The organism is Lactobacillus sp. ESL0230 (assembly GCF_003692805.1).
Lineage (GTDB): Bacteria > Bacillota > Bacilli > Lactobacillales > Lactobacillaceae > Lactobacillus > Lactobacillus bombicola.
This window is the reverse complement of record NZ_REHI01000006.1, coordinates 335,106-356,555: the sequence shown is the minus strand read 5'-3', so window position 1 is coordinate 356,555 and position 21,450 is coordinate 335,106. Positions and strand designations below refer to the sequence as shown.

The following is a 21,450-nucleotide window of genomic DNA, read 5'->3' as shown; positions in this document are numbered from 1 at the left end:
TAAAAAGCAAGAAATTTTAAAGTTTCTTGCTTTTTTATTTAAATTATTTATTACTATTTCTTTTCAGGAACTGGTAAATCCGGACCAGCTAGATACTTTACATCCGAAGCTTTCATCAAAATACCGCCACCAATTATAACTTGATAAAATAATGCTACTTTATTGTTATCATATCTTCTTTTTTACCAAAATGAATCATATTCGCAGCACTTTCGCCATAATCGTCCTTATCATAATATAGTGCATCATATAACTGATTAAAGATGTTGGCCCAGGTCATTTGTTGTCTCACTGTATTTTTAAAATCATAATTGCAAATAAATGTATCTAGATACGCAGGAGTACAAAGTTTACCCCAAAATTATCACTAGTAGCAATTATATCAACAATTAATTTTTGCCCACTCTTTAAAGTCTTAGGTAATAATTGGCCATGTCTATTTAATTATAATAGTTGCCCTAAGCCATACTTAATAATTTTTGTTTAACTTTAATCAATAAACAAAGACAACAACTTTTTTAGCTTAAAATTCGTTGTTTATTGTATCAGCTCGTATGTCCTTTTAGCATCATTACCAGATTTCAGAAATACTTCTGGGCTAATTTTTTAGCTTGAAGCTAATCGAATTCTGTGCAAAAAAGCAATATTAGTTTTTTATACTTCCGATTTATTACATGTATAAGAAATTAGGGTATTTTTATTAACAATTTAGTAATAAAACAAAAATTTCTGTTGAATTAAATTATGCAAGCCATAAGGCCTAAAAATATATAGGTATACTTTTTGTTATTTTTTTGTTACATAATCAGAAATATTTAATTGCTTTTCCGATTTCAAACCAGTTATATTATCATACAAATGAAGAAGAAGTTTAGTTCTGTCTTGATTAAATTCGATTGCAATATTCATATTTTTCCCTTTATACTCTTCTCCTATTGACTTTTTAGCTAGCATATATACTTGATTGGTCTCTTCTTTCGTTAGATTATTAATATTTTTAACTACTATTTTCTTTCCATTTAATTTTTCAGTTGCATCTTGCAAACTCCAAATAGCCTGATTTATTTCTGCTTGAGTTGGCTGTGACTCTTGGACAACCTTTTTTCCATTATCAACCGCATGTAAATATGTATTCTTTTCTAAGTAACTACCAAATTTATATGGATCGCTGTTTTTAATGTTTGTTTCTTTATCTAGCAACCTTTGGAGACTCTCTTTATCATCATTAGAAGCTAATGCCACAAAATTTTTAGCTTCATCTGCTGTATTTATTGCTTTTAATTTTGGCCCATAAATATACTTATTATCATTAGCCTTAATAAAATCAGTTGAATTACTAAACGATCCTTCATTAGGTTTATCACTTAATCTGTAAAATAATTCAGCTCGATTATCACTTGGTACCCATATATATAATAATTCATCAACTGGCCGTTCCTTATATTTTTGAACTATATTTGTGCTTTTTGGTTTACCATTAATATCGTAAACCAGAGTATTTTTGCCTATCATTACAGTAGTATAATTGCTATATGGCAATAACATTTGACGTGCAGAAATTCTCACTTTATCTGTATAAAGATATTCATTTTGGTTTTTTATACCATAGAATGCTGACGGAGTATTTCCATCTATTTCATAATAATTCATATCTAAAGCAAATGGTGCAGCTTCACGATCAATAGTCACTTTTTTACCTATTTTTATTTTTTGGCCAGTATTATTTCGATGACTATCAAAAACATCTAATCCACCCTTAGAATTAGGAGTTACATGCTCAACAGTGGCAGTTGTTTGATTTGTATACAAACTAGCACCATCAATTTTATCAACATTTGCCGCTTTGATATAGCCACCGTGACCAATGCTGTAATATTCCTGCCCTCTAATTGTCTTATATGGCAAGTAGAACCAATTCCATTTATCATCATGGAACGAGTAACGCTTTGTATCCGGATTAGTTATTGCTTTAACCTGATCAACATACTTAACTGTCGTCCCTTTTTTAAGTAAGCCATTACTCCCCTGGTAAGAGTATAATTTCTGCCCTCTTTGATTATAAATGCGCGTGTTGTGGTTTAATGTTAAGGTACCGGCTGTTGCAATTTTATTTTGCGTTTGGTCAGTTGTTTGTGCTGCCTGAGCTTGATTAAGACTAGTGGTAATTACTGGCACCGTTGCCAAAGCAACTGCCGCTAAACTAACTATTAATTTTTTACTTTTTTTCATTTTTTATACCTCATAATAAAAAAGAAATAATATATTTACTAAATTATAGTTTATACTTCAAAGTAATAAGTTTTCTACTATGCGACCAAACAAAAAAGTGAGTAAAAATAGCTACTCACTCTTCTTTTAATTTGCTAATAAGTCACCTGGATGCTTACCAATTAGAAGTACCGGTGTTTCTGATATGTCTCTATGCTTTAAATAACGGTTTAACTGTTTAATTGAAGTATCAGCTATTGGCTTATTCTTACCAGTTAACTCGCTAGCTAACGTTTGTGCTTGCTCTAATAAAGCCGAAGTAGGTTCGTTATTATCTTTAGCAATCATTACTTTTAGTTCAGCATTAATTAGTGGTTGTAAGTCCTTATTAAATAGGTTTTTGTTATAAATACCATTCACATAATTGGTATAACCTTTATATTTTCCATCCTTAGAAATCAAATCAACGGAAATACTGTTTTTAATGGTTGTCAGCTTTCTGACCTTAAATAGTGTATGATTCTTAACAAGCTTCTTTAATACCTTTCGGCTGTATGATTTACCACCCTTGGCTGTTGTATTCTTATATAATGCGCCTTTACCAGCATGAGGTAATACAAAAACATACCCAGCTTTAGCTAACTTCTTAGTCCAAGCTTTATTAGTTACACGCTTAGGCTTTTCTATTTGCGCAACTTGGGCCGTAGTATTATTTGTGGTAGCCAGCAGTTGTCCCGTCGATACTATCGTTAAAACAACCAAGACTTTAACTATTTTTTTCATATGCTTTTCTCACTAGTACCATTGATGTGCTTGCCAAAATTGTTTAGCTTTTTCCCATGAACCATACCGATTTTTGACATATCTATCTGCAGTTTTTTCTTGATTTACTTTACTGTAATCTCCATTAAGGTAAGACTTAGTTAATTGAAAACGCCCATAGTACTGACCATTGACGGCTGTATAACTATAGGTTGATTCATTATAAGCAATCCATACTTTTGCTGATCTATTTGCACTACTTAAATTATCATAGTACTTACTTTTTATACTTGCTGGAACATTAGCATACGGATTACCAACAGGATTACGACCATAAGATCGTAAAAGATCATTGCCAAAATCTAAAATGGTATTGTCGTTAACTGTACCTTCACTATAATCAGCAGCATTTTCAACATTTTGTGGTAAGTAAATTGGTGTTCCACTAGGGATCGGTGTATCAGGATCAAGATTATTATTAAGTTGCTCAACTACTGATAACTCAAGATTATTGTTTTCAGCAATTTGTCTTAATGATTGATTATCTTTATTAGCAACCGGAGCTATATCATTCTTAGAAATCGAAGGCAATGCTGTCGACTCTGCTGACGCAGTACTAGTGGTCAGCATCATGGATGCTGGCACTGTTGCTAACATAATTGCAGAAGAACATACTTCCAAAATTTTTTTAAATTTCATTTTTACGCCTCATTTCTCAAAAAAGTAATTATAAATTACACATTATTTTTAATAACATTATAACACTTATTTTAATTTTGTGTATGTTTTTTAAATATATAACAACATAATTTTAATATAGTGTAGATTAGTCGAAGTATTACTAAATCATAGAGCCACAAGACTAAATTTGGCAATAAATAATTTTTTTTGAATTTATAATTGTATATAATAAAAAAAGGCATTATTAATGAAATACGAAAACAAATTGCACTTAATTCCAGAAGAAAACCGCCAACTTGCCAAAACTTATCTGACCAAGCTAGTATTTACAACTGCTGAGATGACTGATCTTAAAGGCTGGACTTATCAAAATCGTTTTTTTTTGGCGTTACATCAACTGCAGTGTTAATTGGAGTTACATCAGTTGCCGTATTTACTGGAGTTAAATGTTTACCAAAAAGATACTCAACGTCTGAAGCCTTAATATACTTAAACTCAGCATCTTTATAGAATTCTGTTCCTTCATAAAACAATTCTGCTTTATTTAAGCTCGGAACCCAAATATACCGTAAACTCTTGACATCTGTCTCGTGACCTTCTGCAATAGTTGGAAAAGCACTATCACTATCCTGAATACCATGAATATTATATATTGGACTCTTCCTTATAATACGTACACTCGTAAAATTACTATATGGTAGGATAACTTGCCTTGGTATTGAGCTTTTCTTAATATCTGCCCTCAAAACGAATTGCTGCTTATTATTTTTTAAGCGAAATACTTCCATATATGAATTTGACAAACCAAGTATATCCATTGAACCAGCTAAACTAACCCTATCGGAGGTGCGGTCAATTACTATTTTGGAGTCCTTCTTAATATACTTATTAGTAAAATTCCCTTGCGAATTAATTATTCTAGCATTATTACTTCTGCCTACTCCAGATTCTGTTATCTTCGCTAGCCGAACAGTAGCATAATTTGTATACAAACTATAACTATCAATTTCTTGAACATTAGCAGCTTTTATATAACCACCATGGCCAATACTATAATATTCCTGTCCCTTGATTGTTTTATATGGTAAATAGAACCAGTCCTGAAAATTTTCTTTATGGAAGGAGTAACGCTTTGTATCCGGATTAGTTATTGCTTTAACCTGATCAGCATACTTAACTGTCGCCCCTTTTTTAAGTAAGCCATTACTCCCCTGGTAAGAGTACAATTTTTGCCCTCTTTGATTATAAATGCGCGTGTTGTGGTTTAATGTTAAGGTACCGTCTGTTGCAATTTTATTTTGCGTTTGGTCAGTGGTTTGTGCTGCCTGAACTTGATTAAGACTAGTGGTAATTACTGGAACGGCTGCCAAAGCAACTGCCGCTAAACTAACTATTAATTTTTTGCTTTTTTTCATTTTTTATACCTCATAATAAAAAAGAAATAATATATTTACTAAATTATAGTTTATACTTGAAAATAATAAATTTCTATTGCGCAAGCAAAAAAGGGTAAGTAATTTTAAAAATTGCTTACCCTTTAAATTAAGTTATGTTACTTGCTAAATCCAATTAGTGGTATCATTCAACCTTAAATTTATGTAGACCGAAACTCATATAATGTAATAACTGATTAAGGATTTCCACTTTAAATACTGTGCCCGTAGTCATAACCGCATATTGACCCCCAGCATCAATTAGTTTTTTACCAGTTTGCTTAAAGCCATTGCGTTCATAAAAATGAAGCCGTTTTACCCGTTGACTATAGTTTAGTGCCCTACTATTAATTGGTTCAATATCTAAAATAATATCTTTATTGTAATAATTCTCTCTTAAAGCCTGTAATACTTTCGTACCATAGCCCTGACCATGCTTATCTGAAATAATTGCTAAGTAAGCTAAATAAACCGCTGTTTCTCCTTCAACTAAAAAGATTAAACCAACAAATTCTGTTTCGTTGTAAATAGCTTGAAAACGAGCTTTTTTTCGCAAAGCCATAACTAGTAGTTGCCAAGTATGGAACCTTTCAGCTTCAGGAAAAGCTTTTACGTATAATTCTTTTACTTCTCGATATTCCTCAGTTTGCCACTTAATATTTTTAAAATGTAAAATAATATCCTAACTTTCTATATTTTTAAATTTGATCTCTAGGATAAAGCATAACAAATATGACATTATTAGCCAAGTAAGTAAGAAATATTTAAGAAAAAATTTTTCTCAATACATCTAAATTAAACTATGCCTTATTGCGTGATAAAGTCTTTAAGCCCGGTAAATTAATCATAACAATCAGACTAATAATATACAAAGCAGACAAAAAACCCATTACAATGGTTAAATTATATTGATCCATCAAAATACCAATTACAACTGATGAAAAGCCACCAATTGCCCGACCAATATTAACAATAATATTATTAGCACTTGACCTAATTTCAGTTGGATACAGTCGACTAATTACAGCACCGTAACCACCAAACATTCCGTTAGAAAAGAAACCAACTACTGCCCCAATTAGCAGTAAAGTTAGCATATTAGTAGCTAAGCTGAGAGTATAAACCATAATAGCAGATCCAACTAAGAAAATGCCAAAAGCTCTTCTAGGACCAAAATAATCAAAAATAGAACCAAAAGTAAGCATACCAATGCTCATCCCAATAATTGTTGCAATCATCCATAAACTGGAATTAGCAACATTCAAATGTAATTGCTTTTGGACAATTGTTGGCAACCAATTCATTAAGCCAAAATAGCCAGCAATTTGTACTGTCATCATCAACATTAAGCCTAAACTTTGCAATGCTAACTGCGGTGTAGCAAACATTTTTTTAAAGACATTTGATAGCAATGAACCTTTTTCTTTAGCCTTCGCTGTTAAAAATTGTTCACTCTCATGAAGATGCTTTCTAATAAAAATTGTTAGTACAACCGGCACAATTCCAACTAGAAATAGCATATGCCAGCCAGCGTTAGGAATAATCCAAGCGGCAATTAAAGCTGCTAAGACGGCACCAACTTGGCCACCAATGGCCGCAATCGAAGTCATTTTACCAATCTGAGCTTGCGGAAAAGTTTCTGCAATCAAAGCAATCCCCACCCCATATTCGCCACCAGCACCAATACCGGCTAGAAAACGCAATGCATAGATTAAATAAATATTCTTGGCAAAAGCCATGCAAGCCGTAGCTACTGCAAAGATAATTACAGTATGACTAAAAGTCTTCACTCGCCCAATTTTATCACCAAGAATACCAAAAATAATACCACCAGCCAGCATACCTAAATTGGTCACTGATGAAATTAATCCAGCAGCACCACCAGATAAATGTAAATCAGCAATCATTGAACTCATTGCAAAGGATAAAAAAAGCACATCCATATTTTCTAAAGCAAATCCGGATGAAGTAGATGCAATCGTCCACTTTTGATTTTTACTTAGTACTTGAGTGTGCTGTTTAATAGTATTCATCATTTATTTCCTCCAAAACGAACGCTCTCTGTCATTCAATTATTTCATCAGAATTACATTCTACTCGTTTTTTCACTTTTTACAATAGGATAATATGACTATATTTCCTTCCAGAAGTATATTTACACTAAATAAGAAATTGCAACCTGTAAACGCGCAAGTTCGATAATTTTAGGTACTAAATCTTCTGAATCTACTTCAGCAAAAATAACACCAGTACTAGGATTAACTTCAAATCCTGCCTCCCAAATCAAGTTGGCACAAGATTCAAACAATTCTTCATCACTAGCACTAGGGTCGAGTTTAAATAGACAACGACCATCATCAGTAACTTTTAATGCAGTTTCTTTCTTTTCAACAAAACAATATACCTCTTCCCCCAGTGCATCTCTTTGTGAAGTGGCAATTTCAATAGTGTTCTCATCAAATATCAATACATTAATATTACTAGCTAGCCAATTAATTATTTTTTGCTTTAATTCAGTACACACTCTTTTTGATTGCTTAGTCATTAAATTACTCCTTATTAATTATTTTTTGCGCTTAATATTGACATCTTGCATACCAATCATTGGGTCAATTTCTCCAGAATAGATTAATTCGGGCGTCAAAATATACGAAGTCTTGGAATCAGAACTGACTACTGTTGCTCTTATCTTTGCTTTTTCCTTAAGACTTAACGTCGCTTCTTCATCTTTAGCTAGCTGTTTCTTAAGTTTCTTACATAATCCAGTTTGCCGATCATTTCCCGAATTAGTTAAAGCCATTGTGTAAGCATGTGGATCACCAATTAAGACTAAATTTTGGGCTGCCCGGGTCACTGCCGTATATAAAAGATTTCGTTTAAGCATTACATAATTTTGCATAGTTAAGCTCAAGATAACTAATGGGAATTCAGAACCCTGTGCCTTATGAATAGTAATTGCATAAGCTCTAGTTAAGTCAAACATATCTTTTTTGCTAAAACTGATTTCACGTCCATCAAAATCAGCAGTCATACAATTTTTGGTACTAGTATTATCAATTGAGACTATTTTACCAATTTGCCCATTATAAATATCTTTTTCTGGATTATTCTGTAACTGTAAAATTCGATCACCAATTCGGAAAATTTCGTCATGAATTTCTAAAAATTTACTTTCTGCTTTGGCAGGGTTTACGATTGCCTGAATCACGTTATTCAAATTAATAACGCCACCTTCACCTTGATACATTGCGCCCAAAACTTGTATATCATCTTGATCAAAATGATTTAAAGCTTTTTCGACAATTTGTTGCACAACGTGATCAACTTCATGTGTTGGACAAGAAATAAAAGAATAATTTTTAGTTTTTTTAAAAATAATTTGTGAATTTTGCCCTTCATTTATGGCATGAGCCAAAGTAATAATGCTTGAATCATCGCCTTGCCTATGAATTTGCTCTAAAACAGTAGTAGGAAAAACATCAGCTTTAATTAAATCACTAAATACATTTCCCGGTCCCACTGATGGCAATTGGTCTTTATCACCCACAAAAACAATATGTTTAGTTTGATCAATACTATTAACTAATTGCTTAAATAAAAACATATCAACCATCGACATTTCGTCAATAATTAAAATTTCACCGTTAAGTTCATTCAAATCAGTTGCATCATTTTCACCGATTCCTAATCCCAGCAAACGATGAATTGTTTTAGCAGTTATCCCTGTTATTTCTTCCATTCTTTTAGCTGCTCGCCCTGTTGGAGCAGCTAACAAAAATGGTGGATCACTACTATATAAAGTTGAAGCTGGAATTTCGGCTAATTTTTGTAAAGCTATCAAAATTCCATTAATAATAGTGGTTTTACCGGTTCCCGGACCACCAGTTAAAATTGATATCGGATTAGTTAAAGCATTCTTAATTGCCATTTTTTGAGTATCATCATATTCAATTTTTAACTGTTTTTCCGCTTTTTCAATTGCTGCTTGAACATCTTTTTCTTTAAACTGATCACTATTTTGCCGGTTAACTAAATTTTTCATTGCCAGAGCAATTTCGTTTTCCGTCTGAAAAATATTTTGTAAAGCTGCCTCATCACCTGAAACCACAACTTTTCCTTCATGCTGTAATTTATTAATGCAGTTGGCAATCTGATCAAATTGATCAAGCGCTAATAATTTACTTGAACGCGTCAAAAGATCTGCTAATTTAATATAGGTATTGCCCTCTTTATTAACTTCATCAAGCATAATTTGAAAAACTGCGCCGCTAATTCTTTTTGGATCATCCCTAGCAATATTTAAATTAGTGCCCATGCGGTCAGCACTTTTAAAAGCATAGCCTGAAACATCTGCAATTGCTGCATAAGGGTCTTCTTTTAACTTGTTTATAGTTTCACCATGGTAAATTTGATATAAGCGATTAGCAACTTTTTTATTCAGTCCATACTGTGCTAATTTTAAAACAATTTCTGAATAGGAATCCATGGCGCTTACACCATTAAGCAAACTATCCTTCTGTTTTTTCGTCAAAGACAAGGTGGCAACTTTTTCTGGCTTATCCTTTAAAACCGATAATGCATTATCACCTAAAACGGAAACAATTTTTTCTGCGGCTTTTTTACCGATTCCAGGAAATTTACTAGAACTTAAAAAATTAATTAGGCTATCTTTTTCATGTGGTAACGACTGCTGGTAACTTTCACAGTTAAATTGTAGACCAAACTTATTATGAACAACTAGCTGACCATGAAAAAGATATGTACCGCCCACTTGAATATCGCCAAAATTACCTGTAATTTTAATTTCTTTCCGGTCATAATCAGGTAATTCACTAATTAGTGTTGCATCTAATATTTTAAATAAATTTTGATCATTTTCAAAAACGATACGCTTTACTTTTCCAGTGAATTCAGTCATTATCTTTCTCCACATCACTAAGCATTTTTAAAATGGCGTTATACTGTTTTTGAACAGATTGATAAAATTGGGGATCTTCTTCTTTTGCCTGACTAAAATATTTTTCTGCCAAATCACGATTGCGTTCTAAAACAGTAATTCCAAGTAAAAAATTTATTTTTGCCCCCCTTTTAGTCGGACAAATTTTTTCATAGTTTGCTTGTGCCTCCGCTAATTGGCCTAAACTAAGCCAAATATCACCTAATAATTCATAAACACGATCATCTAGCTGCTTAATTGTCAACGCGTATGCCAGAGCCTTCTGATGCTGGCCTACTTTCTGCATTACTAACGCTTTTTGATACAATACCAAATCATCATTAGGAATGTGGTTAAGTAATTCTAAGGCATGATTAAAATCACCTTGCATATAGTAGCCAACCGCTAAGTCGTAATCTAAAGCTTGAGGATTTTGAACAAGTTTTTTAGCTTGTTCAAGCAATTGAACCGCTTGCTCAAAACTACCTTTTTCGATTAGAATGGTCGCTAACTTTAGATAATTATCTGTCTCAGTAGGAGCCGCATCAATTTTTGTAATTAGAGTATGAATCTGGTCTTTAGTTTGATTACTTTCACTAGCTAGACTACTTTTTTTATTTATCATAATGAATCTGTTTCCACCATTTTTCTTTCTAAAAAACTCGTTTCATTCCAGACAATTAGTTTAAAATTAAAATGATTAGTTGTTTCTAAAATTGTTAAACTGGTATTATTTAGTCCGCCGTTTTGGCGCAGATTATTTAAGGGATAGCCTAATAAGCCGCCCATAATTGCTCCTAATGCAGCTCCATGACTAACTGCAATGATTTTATCATCATGATCATATTTTTGTACGATTTCTTGGGCAAAATTTTTACCACGAGCAATTACGTCCAGATAATTCTCACCACCAATACTTTTACCATCATATTGATCTGGTCTTTGCCAAAGGTCATTTACCTGGGCAGGAAACTTTAAAGTAGCTTCTTCAAACTTTAGTCCTTCCAGTTCACCTAAATCAAATTCGCGTAAACGCTCATCTTTGTTAACTGGATGTGTGAATCCCATTGTTTGCTTTAGCCTAGTTGCAGTATCATAAGCTCTTTTTAACGGACTCGCATATATGGCAGCGAATTTTTCTTTTTGTAAATATTTTCCTAATTTTGTAATGTCAATTAAGCTTTGGGGTAAAAGTGGTGAATCCCCATGCGCTCCTTGAAATCGTTTAATATTATTCCACTCTGTTTTTCCATGTCGAATAAAATAAATTTGCATTAATAATTTTCTCTCCTTATTCTACTTTTAGTTTAGCATTTAATAAGTCAAAGAAAAAATTTAATTCATCTACCCAACTAACTTTATGTTTAAATTTAACAAGCAAAATTAAAAGCATCAATCTATACTGTAGTTTGATGCTTTTAAAATCAATATTTTTCTTTCTTAACTATCGTTAAACTAATTGTAACTTATCATTATTTTGGTATGCACAATCAATATTGCCGCCGCCCATACATTCTTCACCATCATACAAAACTAACGCTTGACCAGGAGTAACAGCTCGGGCTGGTTCATCAAAATAAACACTCGCTGTGTTTTCTTTTGCATGATACTCAACTGTCACACCTACATCAGCTTGGCGATAACGAAACTTTGCACTACAATGCTTTTTAAAATCTCGTTTAGGCTGTCCAGTAAAAAATGACATATCACTAGCTTCAAGTTTGGTGGCATAAAGCAACTTACTATCATAGCCTTGTTCAACAATTAACTCATTATTTTTTAAGTCCTTACCTACCACAAACCAGGGGGCAGTTGATTCTTTAGTGGAACCAAGACCAAGACCAGATCGTTGACCAATTGTGTAATACATTAGTCCAGCATGTTCACCGACAACTTTACCTTTAGGCGTAACCATTTTACCTGCTTGTGCTGGTAAAAATTCACTTAGAAATTTGCGAAAGTTTCTTTCCCCTATGAAACAAATTCCCGTTGAATCTTTCTTTTTAGCAGTAGCTAACCCACTTTTAATAGCAATCTCACGAACTTGGGGCTTAGTCAAATTAGCTAAAGGAAAAATCACCTTACTAATTTGCGCTTGACTTAATTGACTTAAAAAATAGGTTTGATCCTTATTACCATCTTTGGGACGTACCATATGCGTAATTCCATTGACATCGGTCAATGTTTTTGCATAGTGGCCCATTGCAATATAATCAGCATCAAGCTTTAAAGCAAATTCCAAAAATGATTTGAATTTAATTTGACTATTGCACATAATATCAGGATTAGGAGTACGCCCCTTCTTGTATTCATCTAAGAAATACTCAAAAACTCGATGCCAGTATTCTTTTTCAAAATTGATTGAATAATAAGGAATCCCAATCTGATCAGCAACCTTTTTAACATCTTCATAGTCCTCAGTTACTGTGCACACTCCTGCATCATCAGTGTCATCCCAATTTTTCATAAAAACACCTATAACATCGTAACCCTGCTCTTTAAGTAGTAGGGCTGAAACTGAGGAGTCTACCCCTCCACTCATTCCTACTACAACTCGAGTCTTTTTTGTCAATTTTTATCAATCCTTTACTTCAACTAGAATTTTGCGCTCTATTAAATCTTTTAAAATATAATTTAAAAGTTCAACTGTTGCTATTAATTGCTTGTTTTTAAAAATATTTACTTTTTTTAAACCATTTCGATCAGTAATAACCATCGTAAAATGCGAAAAATCTTTATCAACTGTAATTTTTAGTTTAGTTGGCGCATTATAAGGTGAATCATTATACAGTGGGTGTTCATAACTATAATTACCCTTGGCAGTTTTAATAAAACCGACATCGATTAAAGCATAAAGTTTCAAATCTGAACTAAGTGTATACTCACGATTATCACCATTAATTATAACTGTATTTGACATAATTTAACCTCACTTACTAATAATAAGTCAAAATAATTGTAAAAGCAATTAATTTTCATTCACTTGCAGTTTACTAGCAATTTTAACTAATTGCTTAGCAAAAGATTCAATTTCTTCATCCGTATTATATCGACCAAATGATATACGAATTGATTCCTCTACGCGGATAGAATCTGCCCCATAACAAGCAATTAAAACATGTGAAGGTTCAAGCGAACCTGCTGTACAAGCAGAACCGCCAGATACCGCAAAACCAGCCAAATCCAAACTTGCTTGTAAAAGAGTTGTTGAAACTCCATTTATTCGCAAATTCAAAACATGATGCGAACAATGTGCACCTGCTCCGCCATTTATTTGATATTTGATTTTTGCTTGATCAAGTTCAGCTAAAATCAAATGTTGAAAATGAGCATATTTTGCTTGTAATTTTATTTTATCAATTTGCTCAATTTCTTTAATTGCCTCGCCAAAACCGGCAATTGCGGGCACATTTTCTGTACCAGCCCGTCTTTTTAATTCCTGTTCGCCACCTAAAATAAGAGATGGTAACTTAATTTGGCTATTTTTAAATAAAAAGCCTAAAAACTTAGGACCATTAATTTTGTGAGCTGACGTAGATAATAAATCAATTTTCATTTTTTTAACATCAAGTTCAATGTTACCTAACCCCTGAACTGCATCAACATGAAAATATGCATTACTTTGAGCAACTAATGCTCCTATTTCCGTTAGAGGATTAATCGTGCCAACTTCATTATTAACTGCCATTACTGAAACAAGAATTGTATCTGGTGTTAGCGCATTTTTTAAATCTACTAGTGAAATTTGTCCATTATGATTTACATCCAGATAAGTTACCTCATATCCTTCACGCTCAAGCTTTTTTATCGGCTCAAGGACTGATGGATGCTCAATTTTAGTAGTAATAATTTTTTTACCAATTTTTTGCCTACTATAGGCTGTGCCAAAGATGGCCGTATTATTACTTTCAGAGCCACCAGATGTAAAAATTATTTCATTATCAGCTGCATTAATGACCTTAGCAATTTTAGTCCGAGCTTGGTCAACCGTATGTCTTGCCGCACGCCCTAGACCATATGTACTAGACGGATTGCCAAAATCTTTTTTCATTTCTTGCGTAATTTTAGCAATTACCGTTGGGGACATTGGTGTTGTTGCGGCATTATCAAGATATATATCCATTAATTAATTCATCTTTTCTATATATGCACAAATTATCTTAGCAGCCTTGGCACCGACTTTTTGAGCAAATTTATCAAAATCTTCATTTGCACTATCATCACCATTATCTGAAATAGCCCTGATTGCAATTAGTTTTTTCTGAAAATGGTATGCAACCTGTGCAAACGCGGCGCCTTCCATTTCAACGCCTAATGCACCAGTAAAATCTTGGTTAATTTTCTTTTTTTGCTCATTGGACCCAATAAATGAATCTCCAGTAACAATTAATCCTTTTTTGTATTGAATTCCTTGCTCTTGTAAAAAATCTGCAAATGCTGCCTGTTCCTTTGATTTTAAGTCAAACAATGCAGGTTCGCCAGGAATTTGTCCTTCGACATAATTACCAGCAAGTGTATTATGTGCATCATGGTAACTAAAAGAATCAGCTAAAAGTAAATCTCCTTTGCGAATACTTGATTGCAGCGAACCTGCAGTTCCTGTCATAAAAATCAAGTCAATATCAACCTTAGTTAATAAACTCGCTAAATTCATCGCAGCTTGTACTTTGCCAATACCACTTAATCCAATATAAATATCGTTGTGCTTAACGCAAAAATGCTCGAATACGCTTGATCCGAACATTTCTTTGTTACCAGCATGAAAATATTTACGATAATATTTTGCCTCAATTTCCATTGGGACAATAATTGCTATTCTCATCTTTTCCTCACTTATTATAAATGAAACAATGCCAATAATACCAAAATAATTAATACCAATACAATAAAAATTGCTAAGTTTAATTTGTTTTTTAGTTTAAGGGCCTTGTCTTCTTTTTTTAAATATTCTTGAGCATTATTACTCCGGCGTTGCTCTCTTTTTTGGTGCGAATTATTTACTCTTTTAGAATTGGTTTGTGTTGACCGCATAAAGTCAGGATTAACATCAACAACCTCTTCATCATTATTAAAAGCAGACTTAACCGAATCAAAAATAACATTACTTTTTTGATTTTTGATTTTTTTTTGGTAATCAGATCGTTTTTCAGTCATATTATTCCTTAGCTTTGGCACCTGTTAAAAGCATATTTTCCCATACACTCATTGCATAAAGGGTTTTGATATCAACAATTTTGCCCTCAGCACTTAAATGCTTTAATTCTTCTAAGTTATACCAATGACTAGTTAAGAATTCATCAGCATCAAGTGGCTTTTTTTCAGGTAATTTTGTCAAAGTATCACAATAAAACAAGTACAATTTTTCATTGGTGAACCCAGGAGAAGAATAAAATTCAGTAATTTGTTCCCAATAATCAGCGCGATACCCACCTTCTTCGTTAAGCTCGCGTTTCATAGCATCAAGTGGACTAGCATCAGTTGCATCAATTAGCCCAGCAGGTATTTCTAAAGTCAATTCTTTAATTGGTTCCCGCCATTGCTCTACTAAAAGCATCTCTTGCTTATCATTAACAGCAATTGCTGCAGCTGCAGGCTGATGTTTTACAACCTCTCTAGTAGTAACCTCACTGTTTGGTAATTTTACTGTTCTTACTGATAGGTCAACAATTCTACCAGAAAATATCTGTTTTGAAGAAATTTCAGTTTCTGTTAAATCCATCTATTCACTTTCCCTACACACTAGTTAAATAAACATTAACACATTGAAGACCATTTTTCCCCTGTGCCAGTTGATACTTAACTTTTTGCCCGACTTGAAGACGGCGATAGCCCTCTTCTTTGATAGCCGTATAAAAAACAAAATATGATTTGTGATTTTGGTCATCTTCAATAAAACCAAAGCTACTATTTTGATCAAATTGTTTTACTGTACCTAGGCGCATTATTCTTCTAAACCTTCTTGTATTAGTTCTGGATAATCATTTTTAACAATTTTGGTACAACGACCACAAATTATGCTCAATTCATTATCTGCCCCGATATCTGTTCTAATCATGCGACATCTTGGACACACTTCACCTTCTGCATGTTCAACTACAAAGGAACCATTTGGCAACTTAAGCGCTTCTGCTGGAGCTGCACTATCAGTGATTACTAATTTAGAAACAATTAGAATTTGTCTAAAATCTGCATCTAATTTATCAAGAACCGCTTTAGTTTCTTTAGTTGGATAAATAGTCACTGCCGCTTCAAATGATTTTCCAATCAGTTTGCTATTTCTAGCTTCTTCTAAAGCCTTCAAAACATCATCACGTAAATTCATGAAGACGCCCCAATTGTTAAGTAATTCTTCCCGATTATCATATTGCTCTACCTTAGGCATATCGGTTAATTGAATATGGTCTTCTTTTTCCTTTGTGAACGACCAAATTTCTTCCATAGTATGCGGTAGAATTGGGGTTAATAATTTAGCTAATTTAACAGTTGCATCATAAATAACTGTTTGCATCGATCGTCTAGCATGACTATCTTTGCCTTCAATATATAAAACATCTTTTGCAAAATCTAAGTAAAAGGCCGATAAGTCGTTAGAAATAAAGGCAAAAATATGTTTATAAACTGTATTAAAATCATACTTGTTGTAACTAGCAAGACAATCTTGAACTAAGTCGTTTAAACGAACTTCAATATATTGGTCAATTGAATTCAAATCTTCATATGCAACTTTATTAGTATGTGGATCAAAATCGCTAGTATTGGCCAATAAATACCGGAAAGTATTACGTATTTTCCGGTAACTTTCGGCTGTTTGACTCAAAATTGACTGAGAAACGGCAACATCAGACGTAGCATCAACGGAAGCTACCCATAAGCGTATAATTTCGGCCCCCATTTTCTTAATGATATCACTTGGAGCAATAACATTACCCAGTGATTTAGACATCTTATGTCCTTGATCATCTAACACAAAACCTTGTGACAAGATACTACGATAAGGTGCTTTTTCCGTAGTTGCTACTGCAGTAATCAAACTTGAGTTAAACCAACCACGGTATTGATCACTTCCCTCAAGATATAAATCAGCTGGAAAATGTAAGTTCGTTCTTTGGGCTAAAACAGCTCTATGCGAAGACCCTGAATCAAACCAAACATCTAATATATCTGTTTCTTTTCTAAATTCACCATTAGGTGAGTGTTCAGAAGTGAAACCTGCAGGTAACAATTCCTTAACACTACGCTTATACCAGGCGTTGGACCCTTCTTTACTAAATATCTCAGCAATATGATTAATGGTTTCTGGTGTAACAATTGGCGTATCATCTTCAGCATAAAAAATTGGTAGTGGTACTCCCCAAGCGCGTTGCCGTGAAATTACCCAATCTCCACGATCTTTAATCATATTATGCAAACGTAACTTACCCCATGATGGCATGAAATTAATTTGATTAATTTGAGCAAGAATTTGCTCGCGGCACTTATCAATTGAAGCAAACCATTGAGTTGTTGCCCGGTAAATTACTGGTTTTTTAGTCCGCCAGTCGTGAGGATAAGAGTGCGTAAAGTAGCTCAATTTTAACAAATTGCCGGACTTTTTTAATTTATCACTAACTAATTTATTAGCATCAGCATAGAATACGCCAACTAAATCTGCATCGGGCACTTCTTCAGTAAAACATCCTTTATTATCCATTGGACTAAAGACTGGTAAGCCATACTTCTGTGCAACATTATAATCATCTTCACCAAAGCCTGATGCAGTATGAACCAGTCCTGTACCATCTTCTGCGGTTACATGCATTGCATTCATCAGCAAAACATCTTGACCATATAATGGATGAGTAGCTAGCATTCGATCCATTTCTGAACCCTTTAAATGTTGCACAACTTGATAATCATGCCAACCTAGTGCTTCAGCCACAGACTCCAGTCGATCTGTCCCAATGACATAACGCTTATCGTTAACCGCTACAACTGAATAATCAAAAGCTGGGTTAACCGTAATTCCTTGATTAGCTGGAATCGTCCATGGTGTTGTTGTCCAGATTAAAAAGTAAGTATCAGTTGTATTTAAGATACCCTTGCCATCTTTAACTGGGAAAGAAATATAAATTGACGGTGATTCTACATCATGATATTCAACTTCTGCTTCAGCTAACGTAGATTCACTGGAAGGTGACCAATAAACTGGTTTTTTACCTTTATAGATATAACCCTTCTGATACATTTCCCCAAACAAGCGAATCTCTTCAGCTTCATACTCAGGTTGTAAAGTAATGTAGGGATGGTCCCAATCAGCTAGAATACCTAATCGTTTAAAATCAGTCATCTGTTTTTTTACTTCTTTTTTGGCAAATTCTTCACAAAGTTGACGGTATTCAGCCCGACCCAGCTTTTCCCTTTTAATTCCCTTTTTTGCAAGTTGTTGTTCAATTGGTAACCCATGCGTATCCCAACCCGGAACAAAGGGGGCATAATATCCATTCATGTTCTTAAAGCGAACAATAATGTCTTTAGAAATTTTATTCAAAGCATGACCCATATGAATATTCCCGTTAGCAAAAGGAGGGCCATCATGTAAATCAAAACTTGGCTTACCTTCGTTCAATTTAAGCCGTTGTTCATATAGCTTATCATCATCCCACTCTTGTTCCCATTGTGCTTCGCGAACAGGTAAATTGCCTCTCATTTTAAACTTAGTCTTACCCAAGTTAAGTGTATCTTTTACCTTCATTTCATATTCCTTTCTGTTAAAAAAAACCTCGTCCAAAATTAGGGCGAGGTTTCATTCGTGGTACCACCTAAATTGAGCTTATTCAGCTCCACTTAAATTTTGCGTATCGTGCAAATCACGTAATAAACAAATCAGACAGCTGATCAACCTCTAAGCTTTTGTATTAGCCTTACACCATCGCTAATTCGCTGAATTTGCTTTTCGATTTTACTGTCAGTTTATTAGTTATTATCCTTATAATTATCGGGGAAAATAATATCCTTATCTGCAGCATGCTTCATGCCGGTTGAATCTACACCGTTAAATGAAATATTCGGACTATCGCCCTCAATTAGCTGCGAACTATGATGCGAATCATCAATATTCTCCTCAAAGTTTACTTCAATCCCTGCTTCATTGTCAACCTCATCGTCTTCATCAATCTCTTCATCTGCATCAGTTAAAGTTAAAGGCTCTGAACCATCTGGTGGATAAAAACGCTCAGTTGAAAAATAATGATCAAGTGCTTTTTGCCATTTTTCATCCTCTAAGTTTGCAATCGCCTTTTGTAAAAGCTCTTGAATGTAATTACGATAACCAGCTACTTCTTTTTTAACTCGTTCATAATCGAATTTAATAGTTTCAAGTTGTTGGCGTTGATAATCTGTATCAATTAGAGCTTGAGCAGTTTTATTGTCAGCTACAATTGTTGCATCTGCAATAATCTTTTGCGCTTTTTCTTTAGCCTCAGTAATTATAGCTTGCTTTTTACTTTCAATTGCATGATATTCTGCAACTTGCTTTTTAAATTTATCAGCTTGTCCTTGTAATTGCACTATCTCATTTTTCAAGTCAGCAATCTGATCAAGTGCATCTCCATAATCATTAACAATGCGATCTAAAAAGCTATCAACTTCATGGCGATCGTAGCCACTAAGTCCTCGCTTTTTAAATTCTTGTTTATGAATATCCATTGGAGTTAATGGTTCTATCTGTATTTTTTTGCTTGCCAAAGTTTTAGCACCACCTTATATTTACCTTTTTTAGTTTGACCAATATCAGTAATCTGCAGACGCCCAAATTTCCTTAAACTAAGAACATCATCTCTTTGTAGCATAAGATTAGTTTCGGTAACTGTAAACCAGTTTAACTTAACCAATTTGGCCGAAACAGCAGCTTTTATTTGTGACCGACTAAGCTTACTAATTGCTGATAAAAGCGCATCTAATCTTAAAGAGGCGACAATTACAGTTGCCATCTTACTGTCATCGGCTGGAACTAATACACTGGTCTGTGGTAGCTGCTTTATACTGACTTTTGTTTTACCAATATACTGCAACTCACTTTGGAAAAAAGGGAGTAACTTGTTATCTGCCATAAACTGCCAATTTCCATAGTTATCGGTAATAATGTCACCAAAAGTTTCAGTTTTTATGCCTGAATTGGCTAAACTACCAAGAATCATACTATGATTTAATCGAACAAATTTTTTAGGATAAACAATCTGACAAATACTTATTTGAAAAGCATCTAATGAATAACTTGCACCTTCAGACAAAAGAACACGCTTCTTTTCAGCAGCAGGATAGCCACCAAATTCTTGAAAAGAAATATCGCTACCAACAAGAATTTTTAAAACTGCCCTTTGCCCTGGATTTAGAAATTCTGACAAGACTGGTTGATTACTATAAAGAGCTTTTTTATAGTAATGAAGTAGTTTATCCACAAGTTTACTACTTTCAGTTTCCCCTAAAATTCCTTCTACATAGTGTTTTCGCTGATTAATATTTTCTAAAGCCAAATTATTTCACCGAGAATCCATATTTTTAAAATTTGCTAGCAAACATAGTAGGTATAATTATAACATAACTAACAAACAAAATTGTTATCAAATAAAAAACATTAAACTAAAAAAGTTCAATGCTTTATTGTTTGTTTTAAACTATATATTTTTAGTTGCAGAATACTTGAAAAGACTAACCGAATAACTTTAATAATATATTTAATAGCCAATTAATCACATAACTTTGAATAAAGTATAGTACTAAGACGCCAACTAAAAATGAAATATCAATTCCCGTTGTATTAGATAAACTTTCAATCGGACCTTTTCTAAAAAGATTGACATAGGGATCGATTAAACGATTAAGAATTCTAGCAACTGCTGATTCATGTAGTCCTGGTATCCAACTTATGATTGCATCAATTACCATTAAAATACTATAAAGATAAATAAGATAGTCAAGAATACTGATAAGATTATAAATCATTACTGTCATCATTCTAAGTTATCTTTTTTATCGACTAATTCACTAATCTTGCCATCAGTAACAAATCTTGGTGGGGTTGCTAAAAAAATTTTATCTCCTACTCGTTGTATCTTACCATTTAAGGCATAGACCGTCCCCGTAATAAAATCTACAATTCTTTTAGCCGAAGCATCTTCCATTCGACTAAAATTAATAATTACGGCCTTATTATCTAACAAATTTTGTGCTACTTCTTTAGCATCAGAATATACTCGTGGCTCGTATAATACTATCTTACTTTTTTTGTGACCGCTTGCACTAGAATTAATTGAGACAACATTATCATGGTAAACACCATTTGATGCACTGTTATCATCAGGTCTTAATGTGTCTTCATATTCTTCATCATCTTGAATTTCATCATCGATATCAGTTACACCGAAAAATTTACCTAATTTGCTGAATGACATT

Annotated in this window: 23 protein-coding genes; all 23 read right to left on the bottom strand. The window is 33.5% G+C overall.

The annotated features are described in order from the left end of the window. Positions 1-154 precede the first annotated feature (154 nt). Positions 155-280, bottom strand: a complete 126-nt coding sequence (locus F5ESL0230_RS08615; RefSeq protein ID WP_255409261.1) for a hypothetical protein — start codon at positions 278-280, stop codon at positions 155-157. A gap of 506 nt (positions 281-786) precedes the next feature. After that, positions 787-2,229, bottom strand: a complete 1,443-nt coding sequence (locus F5ESL0230_RS03460) for an SLAP domain-containing protein (RefSeq protein WP_122021598.1) — start codon at positions 2,227-2,229, stop codon at positions 787-789. 126 nt (positions 2,230-2,355) lie between these two features. Beyond that, entirely contained in the window at positions 2,356-2,991 is a 636-nt protein-coding gene (locus F5ESL0230_RS03455; protein WP_122021597.1) for a hypothetical protein, read from the bottom strand. 12 nt (positions 2,992-3,003) lie between these two features. Then, complete coding sequence (locus F5ESL0230_RS03450) at positions 3,004-3,627, bottom strand: peptidoglycan-binding protein (RefSeq protein ID WP_122022037.1); 624 nt, start codon at positions 3,625-3,627, stop codon at positions 3,004-3,006. Positions 3,628-4,001: 374 nt separating this feature from the next. Beyond that, on the bottom strand, positions 4,002-5,066 hold the full coding sequence (locus F5ESL0230_RS03445) for an SLAP domain-containing protein (protein ID WP_122021596.1): 1,065 nt from the start codon (positions 5,064-5,066) through the stop codon (positions 4,002-4,004). A 163-nt stretch (positions 5,067-5,229) separates the two neighbouring features. Next, positions 5,230-5,742 (bottom strand): GNAT family N-acetyltransferase, encoded by a 513-nt coding sequence (locus tag F5ESL0230_RS03440; RefSeq protein ID WP_369931598.1) that lies wholly within the window; start codon positions 5,740-5,742, stop codon positions 5,230-5,232. Positions 5,743-5,884: 142 nt separating this feature from the next. Continuing rightward, the gene (locus F5ESL0230_RS03435; RefSeq protein ID WP_122022036.1) at positions 5,885-7,117 is read right to left on the bottom strand and encodes an MFS transporter; all 1,233 of its coding nucleotides are present in this window, start codon (positions 7,115-7,117) and stop codon (positions 5,885-5,887) included. A gap of 122 nt (positions 7,118-7,239) precedes the next feature. Next, positions 7,240-7,629, bottom strand: coding sequence for a DUF1828 domain-containing protein (locus tag F5ESL0230_RS03430; protein WP_122021594.1), 390 nt, complete (start codon positions 7,627-7,629; stop codon positions 7,240-7,242). 18 nt (positions 7,630-7,647) lie between these two features. Next, the gene (locus tag F5ESL0230_RS03425) at positions 7,648-10,002 is read right to left on the bottom strand and encodes an ATP-dependent RecD-like DNA helicase (RefSeq protein WP_122021593.1); all 2,355 of its coding nucleotides are present in this window, start codon (positions 10,000-10,002) and stop codon (positions 7,648-7,650) included. Beyond that, entirely contained in the window at positions 9,995-10,642 is a 648-nt protein-coding gene (locus F5ESL0230_RS03420; RefSeq protein WP_369931597.1) for a tetratricopeptide repeat protein, read from the bottom strand. Before F5ESL0230_RS03420 ends, F5ESL0230_RS03425 begins: the two co-directional genes overlap by 8 nt. Continuing rightward, positions 10,642-11,295: a histidine phosphatase family protein gene (locus F5ESL0230_RS03415; RefSeq protein WP_122021591.1), complete on the bottom strand. Its 654-nt coding sequence runs from the start codon at positions 11,293-11,295 to the stop codon at positions 10,642-10,644. The genes F5ESL0230_RS03420 and F5ESL0230_RS03415 overlap by 1 nt, the downstream gene beginning before the upstream one ends. 175 nt (positions 11,296-11,470) lie before the next feature. Beyond that, positions 11,471-12,592 (bottom strand): tRNA 2-thiouridine(34) synthase MnmA, encoded by a 1,122-nt coding sequence (gene mnmA / locus F5ESL0230_RS03410; protein ID WP_228150126.1) that lies wholly within the window; start codon positions 12,590-12,592, stop codon positions 11,471-11,473. A gap of 6 nt (positions 12,593-12,598) precedes the next feature. Next, a complete protein-coding gene (locus tag F5ESL0230_RS03405) occupies positions 12,599-12,940 on the bottom strand; it encodes a DUF1831 domain-containing protein (protein ID WP_122021590.1) in 342 nt (113 codons plus the stop codon). Between the two features lie 48 nt (positions 12,941-12,988). Further along, positions 12,989-14,143 carry a cysteine desulfurase family protein gene (locus F5ESL0230_RS03400; RefSeq protein WP_122021589.1) on the bottom strand — a complete coding sequence of 385 codons (1,155 nt, stop codon included), beginning with the start codon at positions 14,141-14,143 and terminating at the stop codon, positions 12,989-12,991. A 3-nt stretch (positions 14,144-14,146) separates the two neighbouring features. Then, the gene (locus tag F5ESL0230_RS03395; protein WP_122021588.1) at positions 14,147-14,842 is read right to left on the bottom strand and encodes a 5'-methylthioadenosine/adenosylhomocysteine nucleosidase; all 696 of its coding nucleotides are present in this window, start codon (positions 14,840-14,842) and stop codon (positions 14,147-14,149) included. A gap of 14 nt (positions 14,843-14,856) precedes the next feature. Next, a complete protein-coding gene (locus F5ESL0230_RS03390) occupies positions 14,857-15,174 on the bottom strand; it encodes a hypothetical protein (RefSeq protein ID WP_122021587.1) in 318 nt (105 codons plus the stop codon). Position 15,175: 1 nt separating this feature from the next. Further along, a complete protein-coding gene (locus F5ESL0230_RS03385; RefSeq protein WP_122021586.1) occupies positions 15,176-15,739 on the bottom strand; it encodes an NUDIX hydrolase in 564 nt (187 codons plus the stop codon). 13 nt (positions 15,740-15,752) lie between these two features. Continuing rightward, positions 15,753-15,962, bottom strand: a complete 210-nt coding sequence (locus F5ESL0230_RS03380; RefSeq protein ID WP_090091777.1) for a cold-shock protein — start codon at positions 15,960-15,962, stop codon at positions 15,753-15,755. Then, complete coding sequence (gene ileS, locus F5ESL0230_RS03375) at positions 15,962-18,751, bottom strand: isoleucine--tRNA ligase (protein WP_122021585.1); 2,790 nt, start codon at positions 18,749-18,751, stop codon at positions 15,962-15,964. Before ileS ends, F5ESL0230_RS03380 begins: the two co-directional genes overlap by 1 nt. Before the next feature lie 221 nt (positions 18,752-18,972). Continuing rightward, a complete protein-coding gene (locus tag F5ESL0230_RS03370; protein ID WP_122021584.1) occupies positions 18,973-19,743 on the bottom strand; it encodes a DivIVA domain-containing protein in 771 nt (256 codons plus the stop codon). Next, a complete protein-coding gene (locus tag F5ESL0230_RS03365; protein WP_122021583.1) occupies positions 19,719-20,531 on the bottom strand; it encodes an RNA-binding protein in 813 nt (270 codons plus the stop codon). The genes F5ESL0230_RS03370 and F5ESL0230_RS03365 overlap by 25 nt, the downstream gene beginning before the upstream one ends. A gap of 175 nt (positions 20,532-20,706) precedes the next feature. Further along, positions 20,707-21,012, bottom strand: coding sequence for a YggT family protein (locus F5ESL0230_RS03360; RefSeq protein ID WP_090091773.1), 306 nt, complete (start codon positions 21,010-21,012; stop codon positions 20,707-20,709). Then, on the bottom strand, positions 21,009-21,449 hold the full coding sequence (locus F5ESL0230_RS03355) for a cell division protein SepF (RefSeq protein WP_090091771.1): 441 nt from the start codon (positions 21,447-21,449) through the stop codon (positions 21,009-21,011). The genes F5ESL0230_RS03360 and F5ESL0230_RS03355 overlap by 4 nt, the downstream gene beginning before the upstream one ends. Position 21,450: the final 1 nt, after the last annotated feature.